At 51.5% G+C, this 16,048-nt stretch carries 11 protein-coding genes; all 11 read left to right on the top strand.

Translation table 11 applies throughout. From position 1 onward, the window contains the following. The first annotated feature begins 32 nt into the window (after window positions 1-32). A complete protein-coding gene (locus ACSPJT_RS04790; RefSeq protein WP_435895226.1) occupies window positions 33-656 on the top strand; it encodes an Amuc_1102 family pilus-like protein in 624 nt (207 codons plus the stop codon). A 77-nt stretch (window positions 657-733) separates the two neighbouring features. Beyond that, the gene (locus tag ACSPJT_RS04785; protein ID WP_435895225.1) at window positions 734-2,575 is read left to right on the top strand and encodes an Amuc_1101 family PilM-like pilus complex protein; all 1,842 of its coding nucleotides are present in this window, start codon (window positions 734-736) and stop codon (window positions 2,573-2,575) included. 84 nt (window positions 2,576-2,659) lie between these two features. Continuing rightward, window positions 2,660-3,724, top strand: coding sequence for an Amuc_1100 family pilus-like protein (locus ACSPJT_RS04780; RefSeq protein ID WP_435895224.1), 1,065 nt, complete (start codon window positions 2,660-2,662; stop codon window positions 3,722-3,724). Window positions 3,725-3,772: 48 nt separating this feature from the next. After that, on the top strand, window positions 3,773-4,795 hold the full coding sequence (locus ACSPJT_RS04775; protein WP_435895223.1) for an Amuc_1099 family pilus-like system protein: 1,023 nt from the start codon (window positions 3,773-3,775) through the stop codon (window positions 4,793-4,795). A gap of 117 nt (window positions 4,796-4,912) precedes the next feature. After that, window positions 4,913-7,570, top strand: coding sequence for an Amuc_1098 family type IV pilus outer membrane protein (locus tag ACSPJT_RS04770; RefSeq protein ID WP_435895222.1), 2,658 nt, complete (start codon window positions 4,913-4,915; stop codon window positions 7,568-7,570). A gap of 172 nt (window positions 7,571-7,742) precedes the next feature. Beyond that, window positions 7,743-8,360 carry a dephospho-CoA kinase gene (gene coaE / locus ACSPJT_RS04765; RefSeq protein ID WP_435895221.1) on the top strand — a complete coding sequence of 206 codons (618 nt, stop codon included), beginning with the start codon at window positions 7,743-7,745 and terminating at the stop codon, window positions 8,358-8,360. Window positions 8,361-8,468: 108 nt separating this feature from the next. Further along, window positions 8,469-9,914 carry a transcription termination factor Rho gene (gene rho, locus ACSPJT_RS04760; protein WP_435895220.1) on the top strand — a complete coding sequence of 482 codons (1,446 nt, stop codon included), beginning with the start codon at window positions 8,469-8,471 and terminating at the stop codon, window positions 9,912-9,914. A 153-nt stretch (window positions 9,915-10,067) separates the two neighbouring features. After that, entirely contained in the window at window positions 10,068-11,627 is a 1,560-nt protein-coding gene (locus ACSPJT_RS04755; protein ID WP_435895219.1) for a hypothetical protein, read from the top strand. A gap of 110 nt (window positions 11,628-11,737) precedes the next feature. Beyond that, a complete protein-coding gene (locus ACSPJT_RS04750) occupies window positions 11,738-12,796 on the top strand; it encodes a ribonuclease D (RefSeq protein ID WP_435895218.1) in 1,059 nt (352 codons plus the stop codon). Window positions 12,797-12,841: 45 nt separating this feature from the next. Beyond that, entirely contained in the window at window positions 12,842-13,309 is a 468-nt protein-coding gene (locus ACSPJT_RS04745; protein ID WP_435895217.1) for a hypothetical protein, read from the top strand. A gap of 135 nt (window positions 13,310-13,444) precedes the next feature. Further along, a complete protein-coding gene (gyrB, locus tag ACSPJT_RS04740) occupies window positions 13,445-16,021 on the top strand; it encodes a DNA topoisomerase (ATP-hydrolyzing) subunit B (RefSeq protein WP_435895216.1) in 2,577 nt (858 codons plus the stop codon). Window positions 16,022-16,048 lie beyond the last annotated feature (27 nt).

The following is a 16,048-nucleotide window of genomic DNA, read 5'->3' as shown; positions in this document are numbered from 1 at the left end:
CGTTTCATAGCCTAATCAAAAGCCAGATCATTATGAAACATTCCAAACGTAACTATTTGTTTTCCGCCCTTGTGTTAGGTGTCATGTCCATGGCCAGCCCACTGATGGCTCAGGCCGGAAAGGTCTCCCTGGAAAAGCCTTCTTTCGACGACCTTCCATCTCCTGACGTCGGCGGCAATACCAACAAGAAAAATTTCAAGCCGAAGGACTGGCTCGAAGTTGAGGTGAAGTTCAAAATCGAGATGCCACGTAACTACAAGCCCGAGTTCGTGGATCGTGTCACCGTCAAGTGGTACGTTGCCTTCGATGACCCATCCGGAGGACGCAAGCCTGTATACATCGAAAAAGAAATCAACCACGTCAACGTGCCAGTGGGCGAAGACGTTTACAGTTCGGTTTATCTGTCACCAGCCGCTGTCAAGCGAATCAGCGGTCGTGATAACGCCGGCAAGCGCATCGTCAAATCTGTAGGTGGTGAAATCCTGATTAACGGACAAGCTGCAGTGGATAAGACAGGTCTGTTCTCCTCGACTGCTGCTCCCGGATGGTGGACCCAGCTCTCCCGTTACGACAAAATTCCTCTGCGCAACAAAAACGAAACCCCGTTCAAGTTCCTATGGTGGGATCGCTACGCAGAGATCGAGGAGCGCCGATAATTAATACCTCATCGCTAACTCAAAAATACCCCCTTCTTCTTTTACTAAACACAAATTTTTCATAACCAGCATATAACATGGCAGAAGCACAGGCTACCGTTGCACTGAATATAGGATCTCAGCGCATCTCCATGGGGGTATTCGAGCCCTCGAAAAACGGGGGACTCATCCTCAAGAAATACGACTCATCATCCATTCTAGCAGATCCGGCCGCCGAAATGGCGCGCCTTCCGCAGATCCGGGTGGCAGTCTCGGAGTTGGCAGAAAAGCTCAAAATCGGCAAACAGAAGTTGCGTTACGCTATTTCGGGTCAGTCGGTTTTCACGCGTTTCATCAAACTTCCTCCGATCGAAGACGATAACATCGAGCAGCTGGTCGCTTTCGAAGCCCAGCAGCACGTGCCGTTTCCTATCGATGAAGTAATCTGGGACTGGCAGTTGCTGGAAAGTGGTTCAGGTGAGAAAGAGGTGGCCTTGGTGGCGATCAAGGGCGATGCCCTTAACGACATGAATGATGTCGTGCTCGAAGCCGGTCTCGGAACTGCTGAGGTCGATGCCTCTCCGATGGCTCTTTATAATGCACTCCGCTATAACTATCCTGAACTGGAGGAAACCACTCTGCTGATCGATATTGGTGCGAAGACTTGTAACCTGATCTATCTTGAAGGAAATCGTATGTTCACCCGCAGTGTGGCTGTAGGTGGTGCATCGATCACCACCGCGATTGCCAAGGAATACGGTGTTAGCTTCTCTGAAGCCGAATCACAGAAATGCTCTAACGGCATGGTGGCTCTTAATACAGCACACACCTCGCAGTTGGATGAGCCAACCGCCGCTCTGGCCACCGTCATCCGCAATGCTCTCAGCAAGCTTCCTGCTGAAATCGCTCGGACCACAAACTACTTCCGCAGTCAACACGGCGGCTCCGCGCCTAAGCTAGTTCTTCTAGCAGGTGGTGGTTCAAACCTTCCACACCTCGCTGACTTCTTCCAAGAGAAACTCCGTCTTCCGGTTGAGTTCTTCAACCCGCTGAAGCGTGTTTCCGTGGGCAAGGGGGTCGACGTCGATCAAGTTGCTGCCCAGGCTCACCAGCTGGGTGAGTTGGTTGGTCTTGCTCTTCGTGGCATCGGCAAGGCATCTCTGGAGATTGATCTTGTGCCTGATGTTGTTTCACGCGAACGCGACATCGAGCGCCGCAAGCCAAAGTTGATCGGCGCAGCTGCTCTGCTTCTGTTAGGCCTCGGAGCTTGGGCTGGTTTCAATGTCTGGAAAAACAGTCGCATGGGTGCAGAACAAGAAGACCTGCAAGCCAAGGTCGACGGGCTGGAACAGTTTTCCCGGCCGCTCAAAGGGGTCGCCAAGAGGGAAGAGCGCTTTGATGCGCTTAGCGCTCAATTAGTCAATGCTCAACAGGCTCGCGTGCTCTGGGTTGATATTTTGGATGACCTGGCTCATCACTTCACCAGCGATACCGTTTGGCTGGTCGATTTCGATCCAGTAGTTGGTTACATGCCCAATGCTGGCGGTGAATCTGCCGTGGATGTTGCCCAGTCAGTGATTGTCAGTGACTTCGCGCAAGCCTCTTACGGATCGTCTGCATTAAACAAAATTAAAGTGGCAGCACCTGCGCCTGTTAAGGGCAAAGGTAAACGCCCGTCTGCTCAAGAGCCCGCCACCCCAATGGTAAACGCCATTCGCATCAAAGGTTTCTGGCGTGGTAATGCTGGATTTAGAGATGTATTCAAGTTGATCGACCGCCTGCGGGTGGACTCGCAATACTTCGACGTCCAAGCCACTGAGAAGTTAGGTATGTCATTACCCACCGAGCTTAGCGAAGGCAGTTACGCAGCGCCTTTCGAAGTCACTCTCATGTTGAAAGAGCCTATCCCAGCTCCAACCGAAGGTAGAAGCACCCGCTAATCGAAACCATTTCGGCAGCTTGGCCATTTGGCTGGGTTGCCACACACTTTTAATCAAACACACTACTTAGAATATCACACGACCATGAGTTGGATTCAGGAAAATAAATTTGTTGCCGGGCTGATCGGCGTCACTGCCGTTGTTGGCGGGGGCATTCTCTTCTTTGGCAGTTCCCAAGGGGGCGCCTACGACGAGAAGATGGAGAAATACGAGCAGCTCAAGGGGCAATACGCATCCTTGGAAAAATCAAAGCCCTACCCTAACACAGCGAACCGCAGAGCTCGCGAAGAGGGGGTGGCTAAATACCGCAATACCATCGAAGACGTTCGGGAAACTCTGGATTCGTATCGTCCAGAGGAGCTGACAAAGCTAAGCCCTGAGCAGTTCAATGACGAGCGGGTGAAGGTGACTAACAGTCTTCGCAAAGCCTTTGAAGAGGCCGAGACAACACTTCCTGAGAACTGCGACTTTGGATTTGAAAGATACTCCAGTGCTACAGCCAAGTCTGCAGCCACACCCGAGCTGAAATACCAGCTTGATGCTACCGAATGGTTGTTGGGTCAGCTTGCGGCTCTCAAGCCTGCAGCCATCCTTAATATCAATCGCACAACGCTGCCTGTTGAAACAGGTGCTGTTGCACCTCCTCCAACGACTCGCAAGGGACGGCCAAATCGCAATAATAAAGCAGCTCAAGACGATGGCGAAAAACCCTATCAGCTGATGCCTATGGAGTTATCCTTCACCGCTGATGAGTCTGCTGTGAGAGATTTTCTCAAGGAGATGGTGAATTCCAAAGAATACTACTATGCCATTCGTGCCGTAAGGGTTCGCAATGAGAAACAAACCGCACCCACTGAGAAGGATGCTAATTTCCCAGCTCCTGTGGGCGCTGGTCCTGGTGCCGCTCCTGATCCGTTCGGAGGTTTTCCTGGCCTAGAAGATGACACCACTAGCGAAGGTGAAGGTGAGGGAGCCGCCACTCCAGATGATGGAGGTGCTGTTGTTCCTGCTCCTGCCGCTGAAGTTAAACCTGGCGAGCGCATCCTCAAGCAAGTGCTTGGTAGCGAGAAGCTGCACGTTCACATCGTCTTCGACGTGGTTCTTCTCAAGCCGAGTGCTGAAAAAGCCGAAGCTGACGCCCAGCAGTAATTTCTCACTAACACACCAATTTTCACTTTTACCTAATCACTATCATATATGTCTTGGATATCAGAAAACTACGACAAAGTTGCCCTCGGTGGAGCTGCAGTTGTCGCGCTGGCCTTTGGAGCTGTCATTTTCAGTAACAAGGGGGCGATCGACGAAGCTGTCGGCGTCAACCCAGTTACTCCGAATAACGATGTTACCGTGCCTGGCTTCGCAGCCATTGAGGCAACTCAAACCTCGCTTTCCGAGGAGCACATCATCACCCAGTATGATCTGGATGGTCGCAAAGTGAACTTGCTCACTGGCGTGGCTCTTTTTGCTAAAAAAGATGACGCGAAGAATCCTGTGGACCTGCTCAAGAGCCCACCTGTTCACGATGGTATTCCTAACACATGGTGGCTGGAATACGGTATCGATCCCGGATTCAGTGATTCTCCAGAACAGGATCCCGATAAAGACGGATTCACCAACCGTGAGGAATACACCGCGGGAACCAACCCGAAGGATTTTAAAATTCATCCTGACCCTGTAACCAAGTTGACTGTGAAGGATGTAAAAACCACGCAGGTTCACGTTCGTCCACAAGACTTTGGTGGCGGTCAATTTAACTTTAGGCTTCAAACCAAGGCCGGTGTTCGTGTCAACAAGATGGGGCCAAACCCAATCAAGGCGGGCGAAGATATTGTCTTTGAAGATGATTTGATGAAGAATCGTTTCAAGTTCCTCGGAGTCGAGGAGGAAGAGGTTCGCAAAAATGGCATCGCCCAAGTGGAGCGCTACTGGTTGTTAGAGGATAAGCAGCCTAACAAACTCGGTAAAAAATATAAGGTCGATCGCCAAGGCAACCCAGGCATCCTCGATAGCACAGTTGAGTTCACGCTCAATGCCTTGGGGCAAGGAGCCAGCCCGTTCAAAGTGAAGGAAAATACACGCTTCTCACTGCCATTTAATGAAAATGCCACTGAGAAACCTTACCTCTTGAAGAAGGTCGATCTCGACGCCCAGAACGTAGAAATCGAATACACCGATAAAGAAGGGAACACAAAATCCCTGCTGCTTAACATTCCCAAGTAACCGCCGCATGAGTCAGCCGGTCATGAGACTCGGGATGACAATTGCAACTGATTGAAAATAATCTGAAAAAAACGCTTCACAAACCCCTCCTTAAACGCCAGAAACTACACATCTATTATGGAAACCACACCTACGCACCAACCTACACACGCCTCTCTCCATGGGGCGAATAGTGATCGTGGCCTCTTCACGGGGCGTCACGTCAGTCGCAAAGCGGCTGTTCTCATGGCTGTTGCTGCCGCTATGCCTGCTACGATTAACGTAGTGCACGCACAGTCCAGCATCGCATCCAAGGAAATCGCTCGTCGCGCCCAACTTGTTCAAGAGGCCGATAAAGCAGTCATCCTCGGTCGTGCGGCATATGCCAAGCAAGACTACGAAGAAGCCGTCAAGCAGTACCAACTTGCTGTGAACATGCTTCCTCCCGGTCCAGCCCTGGCTGATCGCCGCAACTCCTACACGGGTCACCTCGGTGATGCTTCAGTAGCACTTGCACAGAAATACCGCCGCGTAGGTAAATATCAAGAGGCTCGCACCATGCTTGAAGGTGTTCTGGTCAAGGACCCTACCAATTTCGCAGCCAAGAAGCAGCTTGAGTATTTGGATGATCCTATCCGCACCAACCCTGCTCTCGACTACCAGCACACCCAGAACGTTGATCGCGTTCGTAAGTTCCTCTACATGGGTGAAGGTTACTACAACCTCGGTAAATACGACGAAGCCGAAAACGAATTCAAGAAGGTTCTTCAGGTTGATAAATACAACACAGCCGCTCGCCGCTGGCTTGAGCGCATCGCAGCGACCAAGTCCGACTACTACCGTTCTGCCTACGATCACACCCGCGCCCAGCTTCTTTCAGAGGTCGACCGCGCATGGGAAATGGCCGTGCCGCCTGAACTTCCAGTCGTTAACCCTGGTGAAACTCAGCCTACTGAAGCTTACGGTGTGCAATACATCCAGCAGAAGCTGAACAACATCATCATCCCACTGGTTGACTTTGATAACACCACTGTGGAAGAAGCTCTCGATTTCCTTCGCCTCCGTGCCCGTGAAATCGACACCGAGCCAGATGAGTCCAAAAAAGGTCTCAACTTCATTATCCGCAAGCCACGCACCGACGGTGCCGCTCCTGCAGGTGGAGAAGCCGATCTTGCCGCTGACGCAGGTGCAGCCGTTGGAAACCCAGGAACACTCCGCATTAAGGAACTGAAGCTTCGCAACGTGCCACTTGGCACCGTGCTCCAGTATATCTGTGATGCTACTCGTCTTCGTTACAAGCTGGACGAGCACTCAGTAGTGCTTCTTCCTCTCGACGCACTTGAGGTCACCGATCTCTACACCCGCACATTCGTGGTTCCACCAGACTTCATTGCCAAGCTTTCCGAAGGCAAAGAAGGTGATGACGGTGGTTCTGACGATCCGTTCGGCGGTGGTGGTGATGCTGGTGCAGACACCCTCAAAGCCCGTGCCGGTGCCAAGGAGTTGCTTCTTCGCAATGGAGTCAGCTTCCCTGACAAAGCATTTGCTAATTACATCGCGGCTACTTCCACTTTGGTTGTGCACAACACCCTCGGTAACCTCGATATCATCGAGCAGATCATCGAAGCTCTTCGTAAAGGTGGTCCCCGTCAGGTGCGCATCATGACCAAGTTCATCGAAGTTTCTCAAGAGAACAGCGATGAACTCGGGTTCGACTGGATTATTTCCCCAGTCGGTCTCCGCGGTAACAGCTCCTTCATCGGAGGTGGTACTGTAGGTAACGGTGCAGCTCGCACAGGTGCTGACTTCGTTAGCCCGGTGAACTTCACAACCATCCCTGGTATTCCTGCAGGTTCTACCCAGAATGTTTCCAATACCGCGACCGCCGGTCTTCGTAGTGGTGACTTTGCCACCACACGTAACAGCATTGACGCTATTCTGAATAACCCGAACCGCACAGCCCAGTCTGGTAGTGTTGCTCCTGGTATTCTCTCCTTCACCGGTCTGTTCACAGACGGTCAGGTGCAGATGATCATGCGTGGTCTTGCCCAGAAGAAGGGCACTGACATTATGACAGCTCCTAGTGTTCTTGCCCGAAGCGGTGAGAAAGCTACCATTGAGGTCATTCGCGAGTTTATCTACCCAACAGAATACGAACCACCAGAACTTCCCAACAGTGTTGGCACCGGCGGTGGACTCGGTGGTGGTGGCGGCATCTCTGGCGGCTCCATCTTCCCGGTAACTCCTGCTACACCTACTGCGTTCGAAACACGTAACACTGGTGTGACACTTGAGATCGAACCTACTATTGGTGAAAATAACTACACCATCGACCTCCGCTTTGCTCCTGAGCTGGTTGAGTTCGAAGGATTCATCAACTACGGTAGCCCGATTCAGAGCCCCGCATCCGATGCTCTGGGTAACCCGATCCAAATCACCATCACAGAAAACCGCATTGAAATGCCGGTCTTCTCAACCCGCCGTGTGACTACCGCGCTTACCATCTATGATGGCTACACCGTGGCAGTTGGTGGATTGATGCGTGAAGATGTTCAAAACGTCCAGGACAAGGTGCCAATTCTCGGTGACCTGCCAATCATCGGCCGTCTTTTCCAGACTAAGGCTGAAAACCACATCAAGAGTAACCTGATCATCTTCGTGACGGCTCAGATCATTGATGCGGCTGGTGCTCCTATCAACAACTCAAGTGGCTCGCTCCCTGCGGCAGCTTCCTCAGCTGTTGGACCAGGAGTTCCTGCTGGTGATGGCTCACAGCTTCTGCCAACCGGCGGCTAAGCTGATAGTCCAGAACTCTTACAAGCCCTGATCGTGGTAACGCGGTCAGGGTTTTTCTTTGTTTGGTGGTGATTCTAGCGGATGTATTGTTTCTTCTCGGCTTGCCCAACTCCGTGCCATGTTCTAGCCTTGTTAGGAATCTCGTTGATGGAAATTGGCATCGACACGAATCATGAACAACGATTTGCAAATCATTGGGCTTACCGGCGGAATTGCGACGGGGAAGTCGACCTGTGCACGGACTCTGCAAGAACTCTTGCCGGAGACGGTGCTTTTTGATGCGGATGCCAGTGTGCGGTCTCTCTATGAAAATAACGCCGTTCTTGATGAAATCGGTAGTTATTTTGGAAGCGGCGCGCTGTTACCCGGCGGTGGTGTGGACAAGGCATTTCTTCGTGAGAGAGCTTTTTCAAATCCCGAAGATAAAGAGTTCCTCGAGCAGGTTTTTCACCCGCGGGTGCGCGAGGAATGTCTTGCATTATTGCTGCAAACCTCTAGGAAAGGGGTGTCTCGCCTGTTTGTTGCGGATGTCCCTCTCCTGTTTGAGAACGGATTTGATTTTGGTCAGTCGGCCAATTTGTTGGTAGCCACCAGCAGAAAAACCCAAGTCGACAGACTCATTGAACGTAACAAATGGGATGATGGCACGGTGCAAGCTGTGCTCTCCTCTCAGATGCCTATCGAGGCCAAACATGGTTTGGCAGATGTGGTGATCTGGAATGAAGGGCCTGTGGATATTCTCCGCAGTCAGTGTCGCCGATTTATCCAATCACGCAATATCAGTATCTAACTAGACGCCCTACCCATAGTCTTTCAATCCCAGGCCTGCATCGCAGAAGCGAGTGCGGAACCCATTTACTGAACGACTGAGACTCTATACTACAAAATCATTTTCCCAATGAACGACGACAAAGAAATCAACGAAGAGGCTAACGAAGCCAGCACCGAAAGCACCGGAGAGTCCGCGGCTGAGAAATCCTCGACACCAGTCGAAGAATCTTCAGCCAAGTCTTCCGGCGAGGGTGGTGAGAAAGATGAAAAAGAGGCTGCCAAAAGTCCTGCCGCTGTTCTTCCGGATCTTCCCAAGTTGATTAACATCAATGAATTGCGTGAGAGGCCACTTTCTGAAATTTATTCGATGTTAGAGGCTCTACCAGTGCGCATTCCGGCTACGGCTTCCAAAAGTCAGTTGATTTTTGAATTGGTATCCTTCTACGGACGCGAAGGAGTTGAACTGGAAGGAGAGGGGATCCTTGAGCAAGCTAAAGATAACTATGCGATGCTGCGTGACCCGGTTAAAAGCTTCAAAACTTCACCCGATGATTTGTATGTAAACGGAAACTTAATTCGTGATCACGGTCTTGTTGTCGGACAGAAGGTCAAGGTGCGTTTGCGTGCTCCAAAAGGACGCGATAAATATATTTCTGTTAGTGAGGTTGTCGAAGTGGAAGGAATGCCTGTGGATGAATACAATAAGCCCAAAGCTTTTGATCAGCTCACGGCGATGTTCCCCGACCACCGGATCATCCTTGAGAACCAGGAAACAGGAATGACCCCAAGGGTGTTAGATCTTGTAGCTCCGCTTGGAAAAGGCCAGCGTGGGCTGATTGTGGCTCCTCCTCGTGGTGGTAAAACAATCGTCTTGAAGCAAATTGCCCGGTCGATTCAGCTCAATCACCCAGAGGTGGAGTTAATTATTCTGCTGCTGGATGAGCGACCCGAGGAGGTGACTGATTTCGAGGAAACCGTCGACGCTGAAGTGTTCAGCTCAACCTTCGATGAGCCTGCCAAGCGTCATGCCCAAGTTTCGGATTTGGTCATGGAGCGGGCCAAGCGACTTGTCGAACTGGGCAAAGATGTCGTGCTATTGCTGGATAGTTTGACCCGTCTCGCCCGTGGACACAATACTGCCCAGCGAGGTGGACCCATCGGTTCAGGCGGGCTTAGTCCTGCTGCGTTGCAACAGAGTCGGAAATTTTTCGGTGCTGCTCGGAACTGTGAAGAAGGGGGGAGTCTGACGATTCTGGCCACTGCGTTGATTGAGACCGAAAGCAAAATGGATGAGGTCATTTTCGAGGAGTTTAAGGGCACCGGTAACATGGAGGTTCGCCTCGATCGTGAACTGGCTGAACAACGCATTTATCCCGCGATTCACATTCCTCAGAGTGGAACTCGGAACGATGACAGGCTCTATCATCCGGACGAGATGGCCAAGGTGTTGGAAATCCGCCGCCAACTAGCGTCTCTTCCCATCGGTGAGGCTATTGAGACCTTACTTAAAAACCTGTCAAAAACTGGTACAAATGCTGAATTACTGTTGAGTGGTTTAACAATTGGCCGATAATATATTGCCGTCCTGCGTCATGCATGTAAGCTTGTTCCATAAGCTGGTTTGCAGAGCGACTTCAGATAGCCTGAAAAAGGTCCCATGTTGGGCTTTTCTTCTTGATCTGAGGTAGCCATAGCGTAAATACCAGTAATCACATACCTACCTACGATGATTAAACCTATACTCTTAGCTTCCGCGTTAGTGCTGCCGTCCGTTTGTCAGGCGCAATTGGATTTCCGTTTCACAAGCCGAAAGGCAGGTGATCAAGTCGGACCTAAAGTGGTTAATTACAACGGCGGAATACTCCGCATTGATGTATCTGATGGTAGTTTCCAGATCGCACCTTGTGTATTCAATAACACAACGCGTGTCGACGGTGCTCCATTCTTTCCCAGCCAGATGCCTCCTTGTCCACTTGGAACCACCGGGGCGGTTTTGTTCGGTGACGTAGACCAAGATGGTATTCCGGACAACGGAGCATTCTTCTCCCTGCCCAGTCCGCCAGTTCAGGCGTCCGTTATTGCCCCCCAGTTACAAGGTTTGGTTTCAGTCGTCAGTGCACCTCCTTCAAGGTTCCCTCGCCCGGGTATCCTTCCAGTAACAGTAGGTGGAGCCGTCATTTGGTATGATGTTCTTACTGGAGTTAATCAAAGGGAGTACAGCATCGCAGGTTACGCACATCAGCAAACATTTGCTGCCACATCATCAGGTCGGGTGGCTCATGATGAAACCGTGGTTACTGGAACGTATAAGTTCGGTCTTCCAGGTCTTCTCAGCTCAGCTGCGCCTCCTGGCACTCCCAACCCTCAGGTTGTTCTCAACTTCACCAAGCTGCCCATGCCTGAGTCATGGCCTGGTCTTTCTCAGTCTCCGCTGAAGAGTGGTTTCAGATTCACCAACGATAATCAGTGGTCCGCAGATGGATTTATTGAATTCGATCCTCGTGTGTTCAATGACATTACATGGCAGGGCATCGATACAACCAACACTTTCGTTGGAGCCGACACCCTGAGATTGTGGATTCGTGACGTGCCTCATGACTCTCCATTTGATGTGCCGGGTCTCTTCGATCTTGATGTGAGCTTCCCTCTCAGTGGTTCACCATTTATTCTTCCTGACCCAACAGTTGGTCTATATAGATTGCCTACATTCTTCTACACTCCAGGGGATGAGGGGACACTTTACCTTCGCTTGGATCGTAACTTCTCTTCGACTGTTGTTACCCGTGACGCATCAACTCGCGTTTGGACCACAAGAATCCGTTTCATCGACACCTACAGTGGATTCGCTCTTCTGGGCTTCCCAAGCGGAACTCCAGCCAACCAGCGTGCTGCTTCGTTTGATTTCGATGGCGACGGTTTCAGCAACCTCATTGAGTTCGCTATGTCCAGTGATCCTCTGGATGCTGGTTCCATTCCAATGTCTACACCTGGCGACATCGGTGGAACACCAGGTGTCTTCACTGTCAACTCTCTTGCTACAGGTGAGTGCCAAGTCTCTATCACGAAGCGCCCTAACGTCGGTGGTGGCCTGTCCTATTTCATCGAGCACTCCGAAGACTTGGTAAACTGGACTCGCATTCCTTCCGGTGGCAATGCCAACTGGACTGAAGATGTGAACGATGCCACTCAGCTGATGATCACCAGTGTTGCTCCAATCACATCTCCTACAGTTCCAGGTGGTCCTCCAGCGTGCTACTTCCGCGTCGCAGTGCGGGTGAACCGCTAGACTGTAGCAAATTTAATTACTTTCCGGGCGGCAAATGCAAATTTGCCGCCCGTTTTGTTTTTTGATATTTCGCTTTTTTATCGAGGCTGTTCAATCCATGTTCGCTGTGGATGATCAGTAATAAAGAGGACCTCAGGGCTTTCCTGGCTAAACGTTCGGATGGAGTAGGAGGGCGAGTTTGCGCCGTAGACACCGAGGCGGACAGCTTGCATAGATATAGCGAGAGTTTGTGTCTCGTGCAGTTCAGTGATGGTACGGACCACGTGCTTATCGACCCTTTGGCGATTGATGATCTCTCAGACCTTAAGACCTACTTGGAGACGTCCACTTGCTGGATGCATGGTGCGGATTACGATATGCACATGCTCAAACAGAATCTGGGCATGATCCCACCGACTGTGTTCGACACTCAAATCGGCGCGCGTTTGTTAGGTGTTAGGAAATTTGGATATGGAAATCTTGTGGAGCACTACATGGGGGTAGAGCTCGAGAAAACCTCTCAAAAGGCTGACTGGGCAAAACGCCCGCTAACCCCGGTTATGGAAGAGTATGCTTTGAACGATGTGGTCTACCTACTTCCCATGGCGGACATGATTGTTACCCAACTCAAAGAAAAAGGACGCTACGAATGGTTTGAGGAAAGTTGTGTGGCCGCGAGAGATAAGGCGCTCGAACGAAAACAGGAAAAAGAAGATCGTTGGAGAATCAAAGGCAGCGGGAAATTGGAACCTCGAGGACTCAACTACCTGCGTGCACTATGGCAGTGGCGGGATAGTGAGGCTGAAAGCTGGGACCGACCACCTTTTATGGTTGCTGGTAATAAGCAGTTGTTGGACTGGGTGGCATGTCTCTTGGATGGCAAGAAACCAGCCATGCCGCGACACTATCGCTCGAATCGCGTGAAAAACTTTGATATGGCACTGGCTGATGCAGAGCTTGTTTCAGTCGAAGACATGCCACAGCGCATCCGAGGCAAACGGCGCCGTAAAGATCCCGAGTTTGAATCACGCCTCGACGCACTTATGGCCAAGCGCGATGAAATCGCTGCCGAACTGGACATCGATAGCTCGCTGATCGCGGCCAGAGCCGCCTTGGAAGCAATCGCTGGAGGCCATGATGGAGCTGAGCAGCAATTGTTGTCGTGGCAGCGGAATCTGCTTGGCATTTAATCAGTCAGCAGCTTGCATGGCGTGGTTCTCTATTGCATCCTCCCCATGTCCCTTCCTCAAGCACACTCTACCCCTCCTTCTTCAGATAAAAAGCTCTTGAGATTCGGCTGCCCCGCTTGCGGAGTGCGGCTTGTCGTCGACCAGGCGATCGCTGGAACGGAGGGCCCATGTCCATCCTGTGGTGCCAGAATTATCGCTCCACCACTGGAGGCGGCTCGTGACCTGGTAAACAAGCAGGCAGCGCCGCTCGCGGTCAAACCAAGACAAGCTGGTGGTCTGGCGACATCGGACATGACTAATAGAAATGCGGATGCGGCATCCAGTTCTACCTCCGCGCCTACCGAGTCAGGATACACCCCTTCAAGACGTCGCTCTGTATCGCCATCGACGGTAATATCTGAAAAACATCGCGAGCAGAGTAATACGGTCATTTTTTTCAAAATCATAGCCGCTGTTTTGGTGGTGTTGCTGATCGTAGCTGCGGTCTATTTGACCTTAAAACAGGGGAGTTAAAGTTACTATTTCCGCTAGGAATATACCTTGGAAAATTAGCCGACACACGGGTGTGGTGTTGGATTGAAAAAAAGCCTCAAAAAAGGCGAAAGAAACTTGTTTCCTAGAGCGAAATTTCAGACATTTGGCGCGTCTATGACCGATACGCCAAACGAGCCTGAACTAGGGCCAGAAAACGATCCTGATGATGCCAATACCAACGTCTCTGATGCCCAAGAATATGGCGCATCCCAGATCGATAAATTAGAAGGTCTTGAAGCCGTCCGGAAGCGCCCCGGAATGTATATCGGCGATCCTGATGTGCGGGGTTTACACCACTGTGTGTTCGAGGTTTTGGATAACTCCATCGATGAACACCTCGCAGGTCACTGTAAGAAAATCAGCATCTCACTGCATGTGGACGGCTCATGTTCCATTGCGGACGATGGTCGGGGTATTCCCGTCGAGATGCACCCGAAGTTCGGAATCCCAGCTGTTGAACTGGTTCTGACAAGTCTGCACGCAGGTGGTAAATTCGGGCAAGGTGCTTACAAATACTCCGGCGGCCTGCACGGTGTCGGTGCCAAGTGTGTGAACGCCCTGTCGGACTGGTTCAAAGCTGAAGTGAGCAGGGATGGTAAAGTCCACTCGATCACCTTTGAGCGCGGTAAGACAACCAAGCCTCTGGAGGTCGTCGGTGAAGTGGATAAAAACCACACCGGCACCACTATTACGTTCTTCCCGGACGCCACCATTTTTGTTGATACCATCGAGTTCGAGTTTGCCCGTCTCTCCACCCGCCTGCGCGAACTGGCATTCCTTAACCCCGGCCTGATCATTGAACTTGAGGACGAACGTCCGGAAAGCGCTAAGAAGGAGCGTTTTTATTATGCCAAAGGCATCGAGGAATTTGTCGCCCAGCTGGGCGAAAACAAAACCTTGGTTCACCCTGATCCAGTTATCATCAAGGGGAAACGCAAAATCGAAATTGATTACGATGGCAAGATCGCCAAGGACGATGTCTTCGCCGATATCGTTTTCCAATACAACGATAGCTATCAGGACAACATCCTCTGTTTCGCCAACTCCATTCCGAACGCCGACGGGGGAACCCACCTGACTGGCTTCCGTGGCGCTCTAACAAGATCGATCAACCAGTATGCCAAGGTTAACAAGATCCTGAAGGATAAAGACCCAGCTCTCTCTGGTGATGATGTGCGCGAAGGCATTATCTGCGTGCTCAGCGTCAAGATGCCGAACCCACGATTCAGCTCACAGACCAAGGATAAGCTGGTCAACGCCGAAATCGAAGGTGTCGTCAGCTCCATCGTTTACGAAGGCCTGCAAGCCTACTTCGATGAAAATCCGAACCTCGCCAAGACAATCATCGATAAGGCGGTCAACGCTGCCCGTGCTCGAGAAGCAGCACGCAAGGCGCGGGAAACCGTGCGCAAGTCCGTGCTCTCCGGCGGTGGACTGCCCGGAAAACTCGCAGACTGCTCGGAGCGCGACCCGGCTAAATCTGAAATCTATATTGTGGAAGGTGACTCCGCAGGTGGTTCCGCCAAGTCCGGGCGTAACCGTATCAACCAAGCGATCCTTCCGCTCCGTGGTAAAGTTATCAACGTGGAAAAAGCCCGGTTGCACAGAGCGCTGCAAAACAAGGAAATCCAGGCCATGATCACTGCCATTGGCGCAGGAATCGGGGAGGGGGACCAGGAAGGAGCCTTCGACATCGGAAAAGTCCGCTACCACAAGGTTGTGATCATGACCGATGCCGATATCGACGGAGCTCACATCCGAACCTTGCTGCTAACGTTCTTCTGCCGTCACATGCCGGAGTTGGTCAAAGCCGGGTATCTCTACATTGCGCAGCCGCCGCTCTACAAAGTGACCCGCAAAAAACGCGAGGAGTACATCGCCGATGACAATGCCCTGAACGAAATCCTCATCCGTCTCGGCTCCGAGGACGTGACTCTGAAAAAACACGGCTCAGATGAAACGGTCGACAGCGACTTACTCAAGAGTGTGTTAGACACCCTCGCTCAGCTCACACGTTTCACTCGCACACTGGCCGGACACGGTGGTGATTTCCGAGATCTGCTAGATCATCGTAAAGACGGTCACTTGCCCGAATTCATGGTGCGCCTCCGGATTGGTAACGAAGAGAACATCACTTACTTCGACACCGAAAAAGAGCTGCTAGCCTTCGCTCACGATAACCGTGACCTCGGACTTTTCGATGAAGTTCTCACCGAAGAAGAGGAGGCTGAATACAAGGAGAGATTCCAAGGTGTTCAGCGTCGCGCCGTGAAACGTGAACTCCATGAGTCCACGGCCATTGCCAAGATTCTCGCCCGCTTGAACGAGTTCGGAGTGCAGACCGATCCGTTTTTCTCCGATGACAAACCAATCTACGAACTCATTGAAGGCGACTCCGGTGATGCACCACTACCAGTCTTCAACCTCTTCGAAATTCTCGACAGAGTCTTGGAGATCGGTCGCCGAGGCATGCGAATCCAGCGATTCAAAGGACTGGGTGAGATGAATGCCAAGGAGCTTTACGCCACCACCATGGATCCAGCGACTCGGCAGTTCCTCCAAGTCCGTCTGGATGAAGAGAACGCCATCGAAGCCGACAAAATGTTCGACGTCCTCATGGGCGACATCGTCGAACCCCGTAAACGCTTTATCGAAGACAACGCCCTCAACGTGCAGAATCTGGACGTCTAATAAAGCCGTCATCTAAGACCTAGAAGT

Source organism: Oceaniferula spumae, from assembly GCF_042849255.1.
Lineage (GTDB): Bacteria > Verrucomicrobiota > Verrucomicrobiia > Verrucomicrobiales > Akkermansiaceae > Oceaniferula > Oceaniferula spumae.
Note: the sequence above shows the minus strand (reverse complement) of the source record. Positions and strands in the feature narration are given on the sequence as shown.

Excerpts from the sequence above, each read along its gene's own strand:
- ACSPJT_RS04790 (WP_435895226.1), top strand. The coding sequence starts at position 33 with ATGAAACATTCCAAACGTAACTATTTGTTTTCCGCCCTTGTGTTAGGT.
- ACSPJT_RS04785 (WP_435895225.1), top strand. The coding sequence starts at position 734 with ATGGCAGAAGCACAGGCTACCGTTGCACTGAATATAGGATCTCAGCGC.
- ACSPJT_RS04780 (WP_435895224.1), top strand. The coding sequence starts at position 2,660 with ATGAGTTGGATTCAGGAAAATAAATTTGTTGCCGGGCTGATCGGCGTC.
- ACSPJT_RS04775 (WP_435895223.1), top strand. The coding sequence starts at position 3,773 with ATGTCTTGGATATCAGAAAACTACGACAAAGTTGCCCTCGGTGGAGCT.
- ACSPJT_RS04770 (WP_435895222.1), top strand. The coding sequence starts at position 4,913 with ATGGAAACCACACCTACGCACCAACCTACACACGCCTCTCTCCATGGG.
- coaE (WP_435895221.1), top strand. The coding sequence starts at position 7,743 with ATGAACAACGATTTGCAAATCATTGGGCTTACCGGCGGAATTGCGACG.
- rho (WP_435895220.1), top strand. The coding sequence starts at position 8,469 with ATGAACGACGACAAAGAAATCAACGAAGAGGCTAACGAAGCCAGCACC.
- ACSPJT_RS04755 (WP_435895219.1), top strand. The coding sequence starts at position 10,068 with ATGATTAAACCTATACTCTTAGCTTCCGCGTTAGTGCTGCCGTCCGTT.
- ACSPJT_RS04750 (WP_435895218.1), top strand. The coding sequence starts at position 11,738 with ATGATCAGTAATAAAGAGGACCTCAGGGCTTTCCTGGCTAAACGTTCG.
- ACSPJT_RS04745 (WP_435895217.1), top strand. The coding sequence starts at position 12,842 with ATGTCCCTTCCTCAAGCACACTCTACCCCTCCTTCTTCAGATAAAAAG.
- gyrB (WP_435895216.1), top strand. The coding sequence starts at position 13,445 with ATGACCGATACGCCAAACGAGCCTGAACTAGGGCCAGAAAACGATCCT.